The 17669-nt window shown below is 64.3% G+C and carries 12 protein-coding genes; 7 read left to right on the top strand and 5 right to left on the bottom strand.

The annotated features are described in order from the left end of the window. On the bottom strand, positions 1-1647 hold the full coding sequence (locus PG900_RS17935) for a methyl-accepting chemotaxis protein (protein ID WP_065475387.1): 1647 nt from the start codon (positions 1645-1647) through the stop codon (positions 1-3). A 133-nt stretch (positions 1648-1780) separates the two neighbouring features. Beyond that, complete coding sequence (locus PG900_RS17930; RefSeq protein ID WP_270801122.1) at positions 1781-3688, bottom strand: methyl-accepting chemotaxis protein; 1908 nt, start codon at positions 3686-3688, stop codon at positions 1781-1783. A gap of 237 nt (positions 3689-3925) precedes the next feature. Between PG900_RS17930 and PG900_RS17925 the strand changes: the two genes are divergently transcribed. The 3 genes from PG900_RS17925 (at position 3926) to PG900_RS17915 (ending at position 10748) form a co-directional block, all read left to right on the top strand. Beyond that, entirely contained in the window at positions 3926-6184 is a 2259-nt protein-coding gene (locus PG900_RS17925; protein ID WP_041216959.1) for a patatin-like phospholipase family protein, read from the top strand. A gap of 228 nt (positions 6185-6412) precedes the next feature. Further along, on the top strand, positions 6413-9010 hold the full coding sequence (acnB, locus tag PG900_RS17920; RefSeq protein ID WP_016352156.1) for a bifunctional aconitate hydratase 2/2-methylisocitrate dehydratase: 2598 nt from the start codon (positions 6413-6415) through the stop codon (positions 9008-9010). A 163-nt stretch (positions 9011-9173) separates the two neighbouring features. Then, positions 9174-10748 (top strand): cyclic diguanylate phosphodiesterase, encoded by a 1575-nt coding sequence (locus tag PG900_RS17915; protein ID WP_270801117.1) that lies wholly within the window; start codon positions 9174-9176, stop codon positions 10746-10748. Between the two features lie 4 nt (positions 10749-10752). Here the strand turns inward: PG900_RS17915 and PG900_RS17910 are convergent, their stop codons facing one another. Further along, positions 10753-11661, bottom strand: coding sequence for a LysR family transcriptional regulator (locus PG900_RS17910; protein ID WP_270801116.1), 909 nt, complete (start codon positions 11659-11661; stop codon positions 10753-10755). A gap of 76 nt (positions 11662-11737) precedes the next feature. On the opposite strand from PG900_RS17910, the gene PG900_RS17905 reads away from it, so the two are divergent. From PG900_RS17905 to mdtD, 4 genes are all read left to right on the top strand, one after another. Beyond that, a complete protein-coding gene (locus tag PG900_RS17905; RefSeq protein ID WP_270801113.1) occupies positions 11738-12355 on the top strand; it encodes a LysE family translocator in 618 nt (205 codons plus the stop codon). A 123-nt stretch (positions 12356-12478) separates the two neighbouring features. Continuing rightward, positions 12479-13873 (top strand): D-arabinono-1,4-lactone oxidase, encoded by a 1395-nt coding sequence (locus PG900_RS17900; protein ID WP_270831948.1) that lies wholly within the window; start codon positions 12479-12481, stop codon positions 13871-13873. A 71-nt stretch (positions 13874-13944) separates the two neighbouring features. Further along, a complete protein-coding gene (locus PG900_RS17895; RefSeq protein ID WP_162498667.1) occupies positions 13945-15072 on the top strand; it encodes a CobW family GTP-binding protein in 1128 nt (375 codons plus the stop codon). A 61-nt stretch (positions 15073-15133) separates the two neighbouring features. Beyond that, positions 15134-16522 carry a multidrug transporter subunit MdtD gene (gene mdtD / locus PG900_RS17890; RefSeq protein ID WP_029302083.1) on the top strand — a complete coding sequence of 463 codons (1389 nt, stop codon included), beginning with the start codon at positions 15134-15136 and terminating at the stop codon, positions 16520-16522. Positions 16523-16531: 9 nt separating this feature from the next. Here the strand turns inward: mdtD and PG900_RS17885 are convergent, their stop codons facing one another. Together PG900_RS17885 and folK are read right to left on the bottom strand one after the other, a co-directional pair. Next, complete coding sequence (locus PG900_RS17885) at positions 16532-17014, bottom strand: YbaK/EbsC family protein (RefSeq protein ID WP_270801107.1); 483 nt, start codon at positions 17012-17014, stop codon at positions 16532-16534. 121 nt (positions 17015-17135) lie between these two features. Further along, a complete protein-coding gene (folK, locus tag PG900_RS17880; protein ID WP_270801104.1) occupies positions 17136-17645 on the bottom strand; it encodes a 2-amino-4-hydroxy-6-hydroxymethyldihydropteridine diphosphokinase in 510 nt (169 codons plus the stop codon). Positions 17646-17669 lie beyond the last annotated feature (24 nt).

The raw sequence follows: 17669 nt of genomic DNA, 5'->3' as shown, positions 1-17669 counted from the left end.
CTACAGACGGAAGTTGCCGACCAGCTTGTCCAGCTCGCCGGAGAGCTGCTGCAGGCCGCGACTGGCATCGGTCAGCTGGTGGGCAATGTCGGCGGTTTCCATGGTGAGCTGGTTGATGTCCTCCACGTTGCGGTTGAGTTCGCCGACCACGCTCGACTGCTCTTCGGTGGCGGTGGCGACCTGGATGTTCATGTCGTTTATCTGGGTGATGTGGGCGGTGATCTGGCCGAGCGCGCCGTTGGCCTCGTCAGCCTGGGTCACGACGGCCAGGCTCTGGCTGCGGCCCTGGGTCATGGCGCTGACGGCGCGGGCACTCTGCTCCTGCAGCCGGTTGATCATGCCCTGGATCTCGGCGGTGGAGGCGGCGGAGCGGTTGGCAAGGTTGCGCACCTCATCCGCCACCACGGCGAAACCACGACCCTGCTCCCCGGCGCGGGCGGCCTCGATGGCGGCGTTCAGTGCCAGCAGGTTGGTCTGCTCCGAGATGCTGCGGATGGTTTCCAGAATGCTGCCGATGGAGTCGGTCTGGGTCGCCAGCGACTCGATCACCCCGGCGACCTGTGCAATCTCGTCGGAGAGACCGACGATGCCGTGGCGCGCCTGGGCGACCACGCCGGCACCCGCATCCGCCTGCTCGTTGGCCTGTCTCGCCACTTCTGCGGCGAGGGAGGCGTTGCCGGCGATCTCGGTGACGGTGGCGCCCATCTGGTGGATGGCGGTAGCCACCTGCACGGTGCGATCGCGCTGGGCGGTACAGTTCTGCTGGGTCAGCTGGGCCTTGGCGGCCACCTCGTCGGCCGTGGCGGCCAGTTGGTGGGAGTTACGGGCCACCTGCTCGATGGCGCTGTGGATCTTGCTGACGAAGTGATTGAAGCTCACCGTGATCTCCGCCAGCTCGTCATTGCCGTTCAGCTGGGCACGGGAATCCAGCGCCAGGTGTTCGGCGGCATAGCCGATGTACTGCTGCAGGAAGCCGACCCGGCGCTTGAGGTTCATCAGGATGAGTACCGAGACCAGCAGCGAGATGAGGATGGCGCCGGTGATGATGCTGATCATCTGCAGCCGCCCGCTGGCATAGCTCTGTTCACCGAGCTGATGACGCTGCTGGGCCTGCTGGATCAGGCCGTCGAGCAGGGCGTTGGCATCCTTGCGCATGGTGCCGTAGGTGACGGTATAGCGATCCCGATAGATGCCCCTTGCCGCTTCCATGTCGCCCTGTTCCAGCGCCTGCAGCATGGGAGCCAGCTCGTTGCTCGCCATTCCCTCGAACTGGCTGAGCAACTGCTGGGCATTGGCTTTGGCGGCGGGGTCGGTCTGGGCGGTGACGGCCTGTTGCATGGCCTGACGCATCTCGGGAATGTCCTCCTCCCGGCTCTCCTTGACCCGGGTGATCACCCCCTTCGCATCCTTGAGAGAGGTATCCTGCAGCAGCATCATGTCGATGCCGACCCGCATGCGGGGAATGCGCGACACCACCTCCGCCATGGCGCGCATGGGGGTGGCGGTGTTCTGGTAAAGCTCGGTGGATTGCTGCTGGATGGTGCCCATGCTCTTGAGGCTGGCACCGCCCACCAGCAGCAGGGCGAGACAGGGCACGGTGACAGCCAGGATCAGCTGCAATTTGAGCGTCAGTTTACCTTCTAGCATGGGTTTTCCTCGCTGATCATGACGATGTGAATTGTCAGAGTATAAATCGACGGATTTGGCGCCAACTTGAGTTGTTGTTAACAAACAACCAACAAAAAGGGGCGCCATAGCGCCCCTCATGATGCCAGAAGTCTTAAAGCCGGAAGTTGCCGACCAGCTTGTCCAGCTCGCCGGAGAGGTGCTGCAGGCTGCGGCTCGACTCGGTCAGCTGGTGGGCGATGTCGGCGGTCTCCATGGTGAGCTGGTTAATGTCTTCCACGTTGCGGTTGATCTCGCCCACCACGCTGGACTGCTCTTCGGTGGCGGTGGCGACCTGGATGTTCATGTCGCTGATCTGGGTGATGTGGGCGGTGATCTGGCCGAGGGCGCCGTTGGCCTCATCAGCCTGGGTCACCACGTCCAGGCTCTGGTTGCGGCCCTGGGCCATGGCGCTGACGGCGCGGGCGCTCTGCTCCTGCAGCCGGTTGATCATGCCCTGGATCTCGGCGGTGGAGGCGGCGGATCGGCTGGCGAGGTTGCGCACCTCGTCGGCCACCACCGCGAAGCCGCGGCCCTGTTCCCCGGCGCGGGCGGCCTCGATGGCGGCGTTGAGCGCCAGCAGGTTGGTCTGCTCCGAGATGCTGCGGATGGTGTCGAGGATGCTGCCGATGGAGTCGGTCTGGCTGGCCAGCGACTCGATCACCCCGGCCACCTGCTCAATCTCGCCGGAGAGGCCGACGATGCCGTGACGGGCCTGGGCTACCACCAGGGCGCCGGCGTCGGCCTGTTCGTTGGCCTGCTTGGCCACATCGGCCGCCAGCGAGGCATTGCCGGCGATTTCACTCACGGTGGCGCCCATCTCGTGGATGGCGGTGGCCACCTGCACGGTGCGATCGCGCTGGGCGGTACAGTTGTGCTGAGTCAGCTGGGCCTTGGCGGCCACTTCGTTGGCGGTGGCGGCGAGCTGGCGGGAGTTGCTCGCCACCTGCTCGATGGAGCCGTGGATCTTGGCGACGAAGTTGTTGAAGCCGGTGGCCACCTGGGCCAGTTCATCCCGCCCCTCCACCTTGAGGCGCTGGGTCAGATCGCCGTCGCCGCTGCCGAGTTCGCGGAACAGACGGGCCAGCTGGTTGAGCGGGCGGCTCACCGAGCCGGCCAGCAGCATGCCGAGCAGCCCCATGCCGGCGGCGATGGCCAGGCTCACCAGCAGGATGTGCAGGCGGGCACGGTCCAGTTCGGCATAGATCTCCGCTTCCGGCACCTGGGCCACCAGATACCAGTCGAGCAGCGGAATGTAGCTGCTGGCCAGCACCACCGGCTGGCCGTCGATCTCGGCGTGGGTGGCGGCAAAGGGCTGCTTGTTCAGCAGGTTGCCGCTGCCGCTTGCCAGCTGGGCCAGGCTGTCACGGTCGATGCGGCTGGCGTCTGGGTGCAGTTTCACCTTGCCGCTGCCGTCGGTCATGAACACGAAGCCGCTGTCGCCGATGCGGAAGTTGGCGAGCATGCTGACCATGCTGTCGAGGGACTTGGCGAGGCCAGCGAGGCCGCGGCCATTGAGCTGCTGGAAGTTGACGAACAGCTTCACCTCGCCGTTGCTCTCGCGAAAGATGCTGAGCATTAGGTCTTGCTGGCTCTTGGTGTAGCCATAGAACCAAGCATCCTGCTCCGGGGTGAGGTTGCGCAGGAAGCCATCCTGGTTGTAGTAGGCGGCGCTCTGGCGATCGGCGAATGAGGCGGTGACCAGCCCGTACTGGGCTGCCATGTCCTTGAGCTGGTCGATCAGGATCGACTCCTGCTCCTTGGGCATGCCGCGGGCCACCCAGTCCAGCACGAAGCGATCGTTGGCCAGCTGTCTGGCGGCGCCGGCGACCGAGGTGAGATCCTTCTCGATCTCCTTGCCGATGCGCTGGGTCAGGTTGGGCAGCTCCTGCTCGAACATACGGCTTTCGATCAGCTGCTGCGCCGAGCGCTGGCTGAAGTAGCCAACCAGCAGGCAGGAGAGCACCACGGCCAGGGTGACCGTGGCCAGAATTTTCTGTTTGAGTGTCAGGCTTGCAAGCATAGGAGTGACTCGGGTGTGTGAACACGGGATTGAGGACATATTAGCGGCAGCCCGGCGTCACCCTTGATAGGCCGACCCACTTTATTGACGGATTACGTTTGCGCTCACATCGCCGCATGGGCGGCCAGCATCGCAATGCGTGCCGATATCCCCTGCCAACTGTTGCGGTTCGCCGGCCGCCCCTTATAGTAGGCTTCACTGCCTAGCTGGCTCGCCCTGGATTCAATGGAAAATCATATGCGCATCTTTCGTCGAGGATGGAACCCCCTGTTCCTGATATTGCTGGCCTGTCTGCCGCTGATGGCGGCGGCCCAGTCCGAGCGGCCCAAAATTGCCCTGGTGCTCAGCGGCGGTGGTGCCAAGGGGGCAGCCCACATCGGCATCCTCAAGGTGCTGGAAGAGAAGCGCATCCCGGTCGACATCATAGTGGGCACCAGCATGGGCTCCTACGTGGCGGGCATGTACGCCATGGGGCTCAGCGCCGAAGAGGTGGAGCGCACCACCCTGGCCATCGACTGGAACAAGGGCTATCAGGACAAGGTGGGGCGTGACGAGCTCTCCCTGCGCAAGAAGCAGCAGAGCGAGCAGTATCAGCTGCGCACTGACATCGGCGTCAATGGCGACTCGGTCCAGTTCCCCGACGGCTTCTTCCAGGGCCAGTCCATGGCCAGCCTGCTGCGCCACGCCACCTCCAACCTGCCGGTGCAGAAGAGCTTCGACGATCTGCCCATTCCCTATCGCGCCATGGCCACCGACATGGAGACGGTGACCCCCTTCGTGCTGGACCACGGCAGCCTCGCCAAGGCGATGCAGGCGTCCATGTCCATTCCCGGCGCTCTCAAGCCGGTGGAGTGGGAGGGCCACATCCTGGCCGATGGCGGCACCGTCAACAACATGCCGGTGGACGTGGCCAAGGCGATGGGGGCCGACGTGGTGATCGCGGTGGACATCAGCGCCAAGCTGCGCACCCGCGAGTCCTTGAAGTCGGGGCTGGCCATGATCGATCAGCTCACCACCTACATGACCCAGGTCGGCACCGAGAAACAGAAGGCGCTGATGGGGCCCAGAGACGTATTGCTGACGCCTGAGTTCGGCAACATGGGTATCGCCGACTTCGCCCTGATGCCGGAGGGGATCAAGCTCGGGGAGCAGGTGGCCAACCGTGCCTCGGCCCAGCTGGATGCGCTCTCTCTGTCGCCCGCCGCCTATGCCGCCTATCGCAACCAGAAGCTGAGCCGGCGCGCCGAGCGCAGCGGCCAGCCCGCCTACTACATCGACAAGGTGGAGATCATCAACAAGTCCCGTCTCTCCGACGAGACGGTGCATGCCATGCTGAAGGTGCGGCCTGACAAGATCCAGACCAACGAGAGCCTGGAGGCGGGCATTCGCCGGCTCTATGCGCTGGAGTCGTTCGATCGCATCACCTACGAGGTGGAGGAGCGGGGCGGCGAGAACGTGCTGGTGGTGGACGCCAGCGAGAAGAACTGGGGGCCGGGCTACCTCAACTTCCAGTTCGGCTTCTCCGATGACTTCGAGAGCAGCTCCAACTACAACGTGGGCATGTCCTACACCCTCACCAACGTCAACGACTGGGGGGCCGAGTGGCTGACCGAGGCATCGCTCGGCACCGCCAAGCACTTCAAGACTGACTTCTACACCCCGCTGGAGCCCTCCCAGACCTTTTTTGGCGAGGCGAGCCTGGCCTATGACAAGACCCAGCGTCGTATCTTCATCCCCGAGGAGACGCGGGCGGCGAATGAGGTGAGCTATGTCGACGCCGAGTACAACTTCACCAACGTCGATCTGGCGGTGGGCTGGAATCGCCAGCCCTGGAGCCGCCTCTCGCTCGGGTTGGAGGGGAAGGTGGGCGACATCGATGTGCGCAACGTGGCGGATGCCAAGGTGGATGCCTCCTCCTGGGGCCCCTATGTCCGCTTCGAGCACGATACCCTCGACAGCCGCTACTTCCCCTATCAGGGCGCCTACTGGGACATCAAGGGGGGGTACTCCGCCGTCCGGCTGGATAATAACAGTGACATAGATGATCGCTATGAGGGGGTCAACTATCACCTGGCGATGGTCAAGCCCTGGTCCTGGGACAGACACAGCCTGAACCTGTTGCTGGAGGGTGGGGGCTCTACCTCCCAGGAAGAGCTGCCGCTGTTCGTGCAGGATCTGGGCGGGTTGTTCCGCATGTCCGGCTTCCAGCGCTATCAGCTGAGCGGCCGTTACAGCCTGTTTGGCGGGCTGCGCTACATCTACCGGGTGGCGGACAACGACTTCGGCGCGCTGCGGGCGCCGCTCTATCTGGGCGGCTCCCTCGAGCAGGGCGGGGTGTGGGACAAGGGCGAAGACATCAGCATGGAGAGCTCCTTCACCGCCGGCTCCGTCTACGTGGGGGTGGAGAGCTTCCTCGGCCCCATCTTCCTCGGCTACGGCATGGCGGAGGGGGGCAACGACATGTTCTATCTGCAATTGGGCAGCACATTCGAATAGCGGTCAAATGCTGCCTTTTTGTTAACTTATTTCTGGTGTGCCATTTATCTGTTTGTAAAACACCAGCAACTTTAGATGGTTATGTTGTTTTGATGAATATCTGTACAGGCTTTGGATTTTAATTAGTCGTTAAAACTTATATAGTGGGGGGCACCCTACGGGTGTCCCGCAAGGACGATCGCCGCGAGCGTGGGCGAACCCCAAAAAAAGACCAAAGAGGAATTAGTCGTGCTTGAAACATACCGTAAACACGTCGCAGAACGTGCCGCCGAAGGCGTGGTTGCCAAACCTCTGGACGCAGAGCAGGTCGCCGCCCTGGTCGAGCTGCTGAAGAACCCGCCCGCCGGCGAACAAGACTTTCTGAAAGAGCTGTTGTCCTCCCGTATTCCCCCTGGTGTTGATGAAGCGGCCTATGTCAAAGCCGGCTTCCTCACCGCCGTCGCCAAGGGCGAAGCCCACTCTCCCATCCTGAGCGCTGCCGAGGCCGTCGAGCTGCTGGGCACCATGCAGGGTGGTTACAACATTCAGCCGCTGATCGACCTGCTGGACCACGGGACCCTGGCTCCTCTTGCCGCCAAGGGCCTCTCCCACACCCTGCTGATGTTCGATTCCTTCCACGACGTGGAAGAGAAGGCCAAGGCGGGCAATGCCCACGCCAAGCAGGTGATGCAATCCTGGGCCGACGCCGAGTGGTTCCTCTCCCGCCCTGAACTGGCCGAGAAGATCACCGTCACCGTGTTCAAGGTGACCGGCGAAACCAACACCGACGACCTGTCGCCGGCGCCGGACGCCTGGTCCCGCCCGGACATTCCGCTGCACGCGCTGGCCATGCTGAAGAACGCCCGTCCCGGCATCACCCCGGACAAGGATGGCGTCATTGGCCCCATCAAGACCATCGATGCCCTGAAAGAGAAAGGTTTCCCGCTGGCTTACGTGGGTGACGTGGTCGGTACCGGTTCTTCCCGTAAATCCGCCACCAACTCGGTGCTCTGGTTCATGGGCGACGACATTCCGCACGTGCCGAACAAGCGCGCCGGCGGTGTCTGCCTCGGTGGCAAGATTGCCCCGATCTTCTTCAACACCATGGAAGATGCCGGCGCTCTGCCCATCGAGGTGGATGTCTCCAAACTGGAGATGGGCGATGTCATCGACATCTACCCGTTTGCCGGCAAGATCTGCAAGCACGGCACCGACCAGGTGCTGGCGCAGTTTGAACTGAAAACCGACGTGCTGATCGACGAAGTGCGCGCCGGTGGCCGTATCCCGCTGATCATCGGCCGCGGCCTGACCGACAAGGCCCGCGAAGCGCTGGGTCTGCCGTTCTCCACCGTGTTCCGTCGTCCGCAGCCTGTCGCCGACACCGGCAAGGGCTTCACCCTGGCCCAGAAGATGGTGGGCAAGGCGTGCGGCGTGAAGGGCATCCGCCCGGGCACCTACTGCGAACCCAAGATGACCACGGTCGGTTCCCAGGACACCACGGGCCCGATGACCCGCGACGAGCTCAAAGATCTGGCCTGCCTCGGCTTCTCCGCCGATCTGACCATGCAGTCCTTCTGCCACACCGCGGCCTATCCCAAGCCCATCGACGTACAGACCCACCACACCCTGCCGGACTTCATCATGAACCGTGGCGGCGTGAGCTTGCGTCCGGGTGACGGCGTCATCCACTCCTGGCTGAACCGCATGCTGCTGCCGGATACCGTGGGTACCGGTGGTGACTCCCACACCCGTTTCCCCATCGGCATCTCCTTCCCGGCGGGCTCCGGTCTGGTGGCCTTCGCCGCCGCCACCGGCGTGATGCCGCTGGATATGCCGGAATCCGTGCTGGTGCGCTTCAAGGGCGAGTTGCAGCCGGGCATCACCTTGCGTGACCTGGTCCATGCCATCCCCTACGCCGCCATCCAGAAAGGGCTGCTGACCGTCGAGAAAGCGGGTAAGAAGAACATCTTCTCCGGCCGCATCCTCGAGATCGAAGGTCTGCCGACCCTGAAGGTGGAGCAGGCGTTCGAACTGGCCGACGCCAGCGCCGAGCGTTCCGCCGCCGGTTGCACCATCAAGCTGGATAAAGAGCCGATCATCGAGTATCTGAAGTCCAACATCGTGATGCTGAAGTGGATGCTGTCCGAAGGCTACGGCGATGTACGCACCATCACTCGCCGCATCAAGGGGATGGAAGAGTGGTTGGCCAACCCGGTGCTGATGGAAGCGGACAAGGATGCCGAGTACGCCGAAATCATCGAGATCGATCTGGCCACCATCAAGGAGCCGATCCTGTGCGCGCCGAACGATCCGGACGATGCCCGTCTGCTGAGCGACGTGGCTGGCGACCAGATCGACGAGGTGTTCATCGGTTCCTGCATGACCAACATCGGTCACTTCCGCGCCGCCGGCAAACTGCTCGAGAAGTATCAGGGCGAGCTGCCGACCCGCATGTGGATCGCCCCGCCCACCAAGATGGACAAGGATCAGCTGACCGAAGAGGGCTACTACGGCATCTTCGGCCGGGTCGGTGCCCGCATCGAGATCCCGGGCTGCTCCCTCTGCATGGGCAACCAGGCGCGGGTAGCGGAAGGGGCCTCCGTGGTTTCCACCTCCACCCGCAACTTCCCGAACCGTCTGGGCAAGGGTGCCAACGTCTATCTGGCCTCTGCCGAGCTGGCTGCGGTTGCCGCCATCATCGGCAAGATCCCGACCGTGGCCGAGTACCTGCAGTACGCCAAGACCCTGGACGCCACTGCGGCCGACACCTATCGCTACCTCAACTTCAACGAGATCGCCTCCTACACCAAGAAGGCCGATGCGGTGATCCTGCAGCAAGCGGTGTAAGGGTCGGCGCCGTCATGGCGCTCCCGTGCTGATGCAAAGCCCCGGTCCGTGCCGGGGCTTTTGTTTTTGTTCTGGGCATGCTTGGTTGTTTTTTGCACACATTAGGGCTGGGTTCAGCATCGGCTGTTAAGGTGGGCTGCCATGTTTGCTGTCTGGTCCCGCTATGTCGATGTCGCTGCCCAATCTGGATTTCTCCCGTCCCTGGCTCCGTCTTGGCTGCACCCTGTTGCTGTTCAGCCTGCCTTTCTCGCTCGGCGGCTGGGCCATCTACAACAGTCATATGCACGCTCTGGATCGTCAGTCCGAGCACTCCGCCAGACAGGCGGTGACCCTGATGGAAACCATGCTGGCCCACGCCGAGAGTGCGAACCGCTCGCTCTTTCCCTTCATCGATCAGCCGTGCGAGCAGGCCCTGTTCACCCTGCGCCAGCAGGTGGCGTTGGTGCCCTTCGTGCGCACCGTCAACCTGGTGGGGGAGAACGGGATCTACTGCAACTCGCTGTTCGGTGCCATCCAGTGGCCGGATCGGCTCGAGCGCTACAGCGGTGGACGGCTGCTGCTGTTGGCGGGCAACCAGGTGCGGGCCCACCACCCCCTGCTGGCCCTGCGCGACAGCCATGGCAAGGGGGCCGCTTTCAGCACCATAGACGGCGAGTACCTGCGCTTCATGCTGGTGCTGAGCGGACGGCCCTGCACCCTGCTGCTGCACGTGGGGCAGCAGTGGCTGGATGAGCGGGGCGTGCTGAGCGAAGGGGGACAGCCGCAGCCGATGCTGGCCAGCCATGAGATCCACTCCAGCCGCTATCCGCTCTCGATCTATGCCGGGCACGAGGTGCCCTCGTTCTGGAACTCCCTGTGGCAGGCCAGGCGCTGGGCCATTTTGCTGTTGCTGGGGATCTCCCTCGGCTTCGCCCTGCTCATCTGGTGGCTGCTGGGACGGCCCCGTTCACCGGAGGTCGAGCTGGCGCGAGCCCTGCGCAATCGGGAGTTTGTGCCCTATTTGCAACCGCTGGTGGCGGCGGGGAGCGAGCGGGTGATCGGGGCCGAGGTGTTGATGCGCTGGCAGCACCCGACGGCCGGGCTGATCCGCCCGGATTTCTTCATCCCCCAGGCGGAGGCGAGCGGTCTGATCGTGCCGATGACCAGCCTGCTGATGGAGGAGGTGGCCCGCGAGCTGAGCATGGAGCGCGACCTGGTGCCCGACGGGTTTCACATCAGCTTCAACATCAGTGCCGCCCACTGTCGCGACATGGCGCTGCTTGCCGAGTGCCGGCGCTTCCTCGATCACTTCGCGCCGGGCCAGGTAGTACTGGTGCTGGAGCTGACCGAGCGGGAGCTTCTGGTGGCGGATCCCCAGACCCTGATGCTGTTTCGCCAGCTCGACCAGATGGGGGTCAGGCTGGCCATGGACGATTTTGGCACTGGCCACTCCAGCCTGCACTACCTGCAGCAGTTCCATGTGGACTATCTCAAGATAGATCAGTCATTTATCGGCAGGATCGGCACCGAATCCCTGTCCGAGCACATAGTCGACAACGTGATCGATCTGGGGACCCGGCTCGGCCTCGCGCTGGTTGCCGAGGGGGTGGAGACGCGCCAGCAGGCCGACTACCTGAAACGCAAAGGCGTCGACTACCTGCAGGGCTATCTGTTTGGCCGTCCGCTGCCGCTGCGCGACTTTCAGGCTGCATTGGCCCAGCCTCAGGTCGACCGCACGGCGCAGCTGGCTTCTGCCTGAGCCATCAGGTGAGGGATTGCAGCCACTCCGCCAGCCTGGCGTGGGCGCTGCCGGGAGCGGGCGGGGCGGGGGCGAGCAGGTGGTAGCCGGTGCCGTCGGGACAAAAGCCGAGCGGCGCCACCAGCAGGCCGGCCTCGATGTCGTCGCACACCTGCCGGTAGGGGCCGATGGCGACCCCCAACCCGGCGACGGCCGCCTGCAGGCTGAAGTAGAAATGCTCGAAGGTCTGCCCCGGCGCCTCCTCGCCGGCGGACTGGCCGGCGTGCTGCAACCACTCCTGCCAGGCTCCCGGCCGGGTCTTGGTGTGCAGGCGGGGGGCTGCAGGGCGCAGGGCCGGGCCGTTGGCCCCCGTCTCGAAGAACTGTGCCACCTTGCCCGGCTGGCAGACCGGCCCGGTCAGCTCCTCGAACAGCGGCTGGCTGTAGAGCTCGGCCGGCCACTGGAAGTCGTTGCGCCGGATGGCGAGATCGATGCCGCTGCCGAAGCTGAGGGCACCGCCACCGGCCATCAGGTGCACGTCCAGCTCGGGATGCAGGGCCTGGAAGGCGGGCCAGCGCGGGATCAGCCAGCGCATCAGCAGGGTTGGCTCGCAGGAGATGACCAGCGACGTCGGCCGCCCCTGCCGGCGCAGCGCCTGCGCCGTCTGGCGGATGCCGCCCAGCCCCTCCCTGACCGCCTGATAGAGCCGATCCCCCGCCTCGGTCAGAAAGACCCGGCGCTGGCGCCGCTCGAACAGCATGACCCCGAGATCCTCTTCCAGCAGGCGTACCGCCCGGCTGACCGCGCCGTGGGTGAGGTGCAGCTCGTCGGCGGCGCGGCTGAAGTGTTCGGTACGGGCCGCCACCTCGAAACAGCGCAGCGCGGTCAGGGCCGGCAGCGACAGGCTTTTCTGTGAATCATTCTCACCGTTCATGTCAGAAGTTATCGTTCGTTATTGGTGCTATGGCCAAATAAAATAGCCGATATTCCATGTGATCAGGACTATTTTCATGACCGAATTGTTAGCCGTAGTAGCCATTACCTTCTTTGCCGTCATCAGCCCGGGGCCCGACTTCGCCATGGTGTCGCGCAACAGCCTGCTGCTCTCGCGTCGCAGCGGGGTGCTGACGGCGCTCGGCATCGGCGCCGGGGTCTGCGTGCACGTCACCTACACCCTGCTCGGGGTGGGGCTGCTGATCCAGCAGTCGCTCTGGCTGTTCAGTCTCATCAAGCTGGCGGGGGCTGCCTACCTCATCTTCCTTGGCATCAAGATGCTGCGGGCCAAACCGGTGACCGCCGAGGTGCTGGCCGAGCAGCCCGCCCTCTCCAGCCTAGGGGCGCTGCGCACCGGTTTTCTGACCAATGTGCTCAACCCCAAGACCACCATCTTCATCGTCAGTCTGTTCATGCAGGTGGTGCAGCCGCAGACGCCGCTGGCGGTCCAGCTCGGTTACGGCGCCTTCATCGTGCTGGCCCACGCCGTCTGGTTCAGTGCGGTGGCGATCTTCTTCTCCACCGACTCGGTGCGGGGTCGGCTGCTGGCGGTGCGCCACTGGATTGATCGGGTGTTTGGCGGGCTGCTGGTGGGATTCGGCATGCTGCTGGCACTGACTCAGCAGACGCGCTGAGGCGAGGGGAGAGGCGCTCTCCCCTATCCACCCCCGACTGTAGGGGCTTGTTTTTCATGCCTTGCGCCCCGCTTTTCGGTAGAATTGGCGCTCATTTTGACGTCAATAAAGATGAGGGGCGGTATGACGGTCAGGTTCCAGGCATTTCACAGCATCAAGGCGATAGGTCAGCGGGAGGTGCTGTTCAACTGGTCCAGGACCAATCCGCTCGGCGCACTGGAGCAGGTGTGGCGTCCGAAGAATCGCGACGAACTGCAGCAACTGCTGCGGGAAAACCCCGAGCGCAAGCTGCGCCTCATCGGCTCCGGCCTCTCCTTCGAACCCATCCACAGCGTCTATGCCGAGGGCAGCCAGGCGCTGCTGGTGGACTTGCACCACCTGCGTGGCCAGCTAGGGCAGACCGCCGACACCGTCATCTATCAGGCGGGCACCCCGCTCGACACCGTCTACGCCGATCTCATCGCCATGGAGCGGATGCTGCCCGCATCCCCCGGCGTCATCGGCATCCAGACCCTGGGCGGCGCCCTCAGCACCGGCACTCACGGCCAGGGGCTGCACCAGTCCGCACTGTGCGATGCGGTAGAGGCGATGACGGTGATGCTGGCGAGTGGCGACATCATCCGGGTGGACCGCAGCGATCCACGCTTCGGCGCCTTCGTGATGGGCATGGGCATGCTCGGCATTTTGCTCGACGTCACCCTGCAGACCGTGCCCAACCGCATCATGCGCTGCACCAAGTTCACCACCGACTATCCCTTCCTGCTGGCGCACAACGAGCGGCTCAACCGCGAGCACGCCTTCGTGAAGAGCTGGTGGTTCGCCTGGACCGGCGAGAGCCACATCTGGCTGGTGGATCCCGCCTCCGAGGAAGAGGTGGCCCGCTACCGCGCCGGTGGCAGCGAGCCGCTGTTGCTGGAGGGCGACATCGACGCCCGCATGAATGCCACCATAGATGCGACTCTGCAGAAGATGGCCAAGGACACCAAGGATGAGGCGCTGGCCGGCGAGCACTTCGAGACGGTGCGCCGCTTCAAGGATGCCTCCGATCTGGTGGGCAACGTCTACCAGATCCTCTGCAAGGGGATCCCGGCGCCCCAGATCAACTGCGAGGTGGCGGTGCCGCTGCATCGCATGAACGAGGCGCTGGAGGCCCTGCAGGCGTGGCAGCAGGCCAACCCCGGCGTACTGCATTATCCCTTTATCCTGCGCTGCACCGGCCCCTCCAAGGCCTGGCTCAGCGCCGCCTATGATCAGTCGGTCTGCTGGATCGGGTTCCTGGTCTATCTGGCGGCGGACGGCACCTTCGTCAACGGCTCCATGGAGCAGATGCGCGAGCTGCAGCAACTGCTGGTGCCGCTCGGCGGCATCCCGCACTTCGGCAAGCACCTGGCGATGGATCTCTACGACTTCCCGGCGCTGCTGCCGCGCTGGCACGACTTCCTGGCCCTCAAGGGCGAGCTCGACCCCCACGGCCGCTTCGAAAACCGCTGGCTCGCCGACCTGTTTGCCAACCGGTAAGGATCTGACATGACCGATATGCAAGACACTCGCTTACTCATCACCCTGCCGACCAGAGGGGAGTCATCCCTATGACGGACATGCAAGATACGCGTATCCCTGTGACCCTGCTGACCGGCTTTCTCGGCAGCGGTAAGACCACCTTGCTCAACCACTGGGTCAAGCAGCCCGAGCTTGGTGAGTGCGCGGTGCTGATCAACGAGTTCGGCTCGGTAGGGCTGGATCACCACCTGGTGCAGCAGGTGGACGAGCAGGTGGTGCTGCTCGATTCCGGCTGTATCTGCTGCTCGGTGCAGGGCTCCCTGGTGGAGGCGCTGCAGGGGCTGTTTATGAAGGCCATTCAGCGCAAGATCAAACCGTTCAAACGGCTCATCATCGAGACCACTGGCCTCGCCGATCCGGCCCCCGTGCTGTTCACGTTGAGGGAGGAGGGCTTTATCGCCCAGCGTTACCGTTTCGACGGCACCGTCACCGTGGTGGATGCCGGCCATATCGAGCAACAGCTGGCGGCTCAGTATGAAGCGGTGAAACAGGTGGCGCTGGCGGATCTGCTGGTAGTGAGCAAGGGCGACCTGGTGGATGGCGAGCAGCTGGAGCGGGTCGAAGCCCAGCTAGCGGCCCTCAATCCGGCGGCCCCGATCGAGCGGGTCAGCAACGGGGTGCTCTCGCCCGCCGTGCTGGAGAAGCTGGGGGCCTACAACGAGGCGGCCGGGCGCGACGTGCGCCAGCTGCTGGCCTGGCTGCGCACCGAATCCCCGAAACAGGGGCTGGCCTCGCCGATGCAGCCGAAGATGAAGCCGTTCGCCGCCAAGGTGGGCACGGCCGCGCCGACCCACTTCGAGCACGGCAATATCGAGAGTTTCGCCCTGCGTATCGGCGAGCCGCTCAAGCCGTCCCGCCTGCTGGCCGCCATCGATGCGGTGCAGGCGCAATACGGCGATGCGCTGCTGCGGCTCAAGGGCATCTTGCAGCTGGAGGGAGAGAGCCAGCCGGTGGTGATCCACGGCGTGCATGGTCAGCTCTATCCGCTGCAGGCGCTGGGAGAGTGGCCGGAAGGCAAGGCCCAGTCCCGGCTGGTGTTCATCGTGAAAAGTCAGGACAAGGCGGGCATAGAGCGGTTGTTCCTTGATACGCTCAAGGCGCCCGAGCCCAGCCTGGAAGAGCAGCTCAGAGCCATGCTCGGCCAGCCTGATGCCTGATGTAATGAGATGACCCGCGCTTGTGCGGGTCTTTTTTTGTCTGAAGAGGAGGTGGCTGCAGATGCCCGATAGCACACACATGGTGACCCCTGCCCAGCGCAAATGGCTGCCGCCGCTCACGGCGGTCGGTTTCTTCATGCAGACGCTGGATGGCACCATCCTCAACACCGCCCTGCCGAGCATGGCCGAGACTCTGGGCGAGAGCCCGCTGCAGATGCAGTCGGTGATCATCGCCTACATGCTGACGGTGGCGCTGCTCATTCCCGCCTCCGGCTGGCTGGCGGACAGATTTGGCACCCGCCGCATCTATCTGGCCGCCATCCTGCTGTTTACCTTGGGGTCTTTGGCCTGCGCGGCCGCCAACTCCCTGCCGCTGCTGGTGGCGGCGCGGGTGCTGCAAGGGATCGGTGGCGCCTTGCTGATGCCGGTGGGCAGGCTGGCGGTACTGCGGGTTTACAGCAAGCACGAGTTGCTCCGGGTGATGTCGTTCGTCACCATCCCCGGCCTGGTGGGGCCGCTGATCGGCCCGGCACTGGGGGGCTGGCTGGTGGAAGTGGCGAGCTGGCACTGGGTGTTTCTCATCAACCTGCCGGTGGGGTTGCTCGGCTTTATCGCGAGCTGGTACTTCATGCCGGATCTGCGCCAGAGCACGGCCAAGTTCGACTGGCAGGGATTCGTGATGTTCAGCGCCGGCATGGTGCTGGTGTCGGTGGGCCTGCAGGGGCTGGGAGAGCACAGCATCTCCACCGGCTGGGCGCTGTTTGCCCTGCTGTTCGGGCTGGCCGCCATGGCGAGCTACTGGCTCTACGCCGCCAATGCCGAGGAGCCGCTGTTCGGGCTGGGGCTGTTCAAGACCAGCACCTTCGCCATCGGTATCTGGGGCAACCTGTTTGCCCGGCTCGGCAGCGGCGCCATGCCGTTTCTCACCCCGCTGTTTCTGCAACTGGGGCTCGGCTTCTCGCCTAGCAAGGCGGGGATGACCATGATCCCCACCGTGCTGGGGGCCATGTTGACCAAGACGCTGGTGAACAAGCTCATTCCGCGCATCGGGTATCGCCGCATCCTGATCGGCAACACCCTGGCGCTCGGGGTGATGATCGCCAGCTTCTCCCTCATCGACAACCAGCTCCCCTACGGGGTGCTGCTGGGCTGGCTGATGGTGTTCGGCGCCATCAACTCGCTGCAGTTCTCCGCCATGAACACCCTGACCCTGCAGGATCTCAGCCCAGAGTTTGCCAGCAGCGGTAACGGCCTGCTGTCGGTGGTGATGCAGCTCTCCATGAGCCTGGGGGTGGCCATCGCCGCCAGCCTGCTGGGGCTCTTCTCTGCCGGCTCGTCGGCGGCGGATGGTCAGTGGCTGGGAGGCTTTCACCTCACCTACCTCTGCATCGGCCTGATGTCGATGCTGGCGGCGCTGATCTTCGCCCAGCTGGCGCGGGACAAGCGCTGAGCCGTGGGCTCAGGGGGCTGGCAGGTAGCTCACCTGGCAGGGCAGCTGGGTCAGCAGCCCGGCCAGGTGGGCGGTTTCCAGCAGGAAGGTCTGCTCGGGGTGGCCCGGCGTCCAGGTAAAGGCGTGGTGGGCCATGAGAGTGGGATCCACCAGCAACGGAATGTCGGCGCGGGGCAGGAAGGGGCAGACCGCGCCCGGCAGGCAACCGATCTGGGCCTGCATCTCGTCGGCGGTGCAGATGGAGGGCTTGGCGCCGAGCGCCGCCTTGACCGCCTTGTTGTCGAGTCGGCCGTCCCTGTGGGTCAGCAGCAGGGCGAAGCGACCATCCTTGAACTTGAGAAACAGGGTTTTGCTGAACTCGGCCTGCCAGCCAAGGCGGGCTCTCACCTTTTCATCGGTGGCGTAATCGAGGATGGGTTCGTGCTCGAAGCGCTGATGGGGCAGCCCGGCCAGCAGCCGGCAGTTGAAGTCGTGAATGGTATCGAGTGGCATGGGGTTCTCCTGTGATGGCGGCCATCCTGCCACTTGCACCGGCGCAGGCCCAATCACGGTTTCTTATCCGTTATCAGCTCCGTCCATCAACAACAAGGGCACCCGTGGGTGCCCTTGTTGTTCAGTGGTGCTGCAATTCGCCCGCAGCCCAGTGAAAGGGGATGGGGCAGAGCCGCTGGGAGGCCTTGTCATAACCCTCCCACAGCTCACCGAGAGTGCGGCCATCCAGCGGATGGCGCAGGGCAGGTGCCAGTTCGGCCAGCGGCCAGAGCACGAAGGCGTTGCTGAGGATCTCGCCGCGCGGCAGCACCAGCGGCGTCTCGCAGACCAGCTCGCCATAGAGCAGCAGATCGAGATCCAGGGTGCGCGGGGCGAACTTCTTGGCGTCCGGCTCGCGGCCGTGGGCAAACTCCATGGCTCGCAGTCGCTGGCACAGGGTCGCCAGCGGCAGCTCGGTATCGGCGCCCACCACCAGGTTGTAGAAGGGGCGGCCGTTGAAGCCCACCGCCTCGCTCTCGAACACCCGGGAGACCTGCAGCTCGCCAAACTCGGCCTGCAGCGCATCGAGGCCGGCGCGGATATGACGCTCCCGCTCGATGTTGGATCCCAGGCTGATATAGACACGAGTCATGCGGTGCTCCCTGTCATCTGGTTG

It is taken from the genome of Aeromonas sp. QDB03, assembly GCF_027707985.1.
GTDB classification, from domain to species: Bacteria; Pseudomonadota; Gammaproteobacteria; order Enterobacterales; family Aeromonadaceae; genus Aeromonas; species Aeromonas hydrophila.
The sequence above is the reverse complement of the archived record's forward strand: the minus strand, read 5'-3'. Positions and strand labels throughout refer to the sequence as shown.

Excerpts from the sequence above, each read along its gene's own strand:
- PG900_RS17935 (WP_065475387.1), bottom strand. The coding sequence starts at position 1,647 with ATGCTAGAAGGTAAACTGACGCTCAAATTGCAGCTGATCCTGGCTGTC.
- PG900_RS17930 (WP_270801122.1), bottom strand. The coding sequence starts at position 3,688 with ATGCTTGCAAGCCTGACACTCAAACAGAAAATTCTGGCCACGGTCACC.
- PG900_RS17925 (WP_041216959.1), top strand. The coding sequence starts at position 3,926 with ATGCGCATCTTTCGTCGAGGATGGAACCCCCTGTTCCTGATATTGCTG.
- PG900_RS17915 (WP_270801117.1), top strand. The coding sequence starts at position 9,174 with ATGTCGATGTCGCTGCCCAATCTGGATTTCTCCCGTCCCTGGCTCCGT.
- PG900_RS17910 (WP_270801116.1), bottom strand. The coding sequence starts at position 11,661 with ATGAACGGTGAGAATGATTCACAGAAAAGCCTGTCGCTGCCGGCCCTG.
- PG900_RS17905 (WP_270801113.1), top strand. The coding sequence starts at position 11,738 with ATGACCGAATTGTTAGCCGTAGTAGCCATTACCTTCTTTGCCGTCATC.
- PG900_RS17900 (WP_270831948.1), top strand. The coding sequence starts at position 12,479 with ATGACGGTCAGGTTCCAGGCATTTCACAGCATCAAGGCGATAGGTCAG.
- PG900_RS17895 (WP_162498667.1), top strand. The coding sequence starts at position 13,945 with ATGACGGACATGCAAGATACGCGTATCCCTGTGACCCTGCTGACCGGC.
- mdtD (WP_029302083.1), top strand. The coding sequence starts at position 15,134 with ATGCCCGATAGCACACACATGGTGACCCCTGCCCAGCGCAAATGGCTG.
- PG900_RS17885 (WP_270801107.1), bottom strand. The coding sequence starts at position 17,014 with ATGCCACTCGATACCATTCACGACTTCAACTGCCGGCTGCTGGCCGGG.
- folK (WP_270801104.1), bottom strand. The coding sequence starts at position 17,645 with ATGACTCGTGTCTATATCAGCCTGGGATCCAACATCGAGCGGGAGCGT.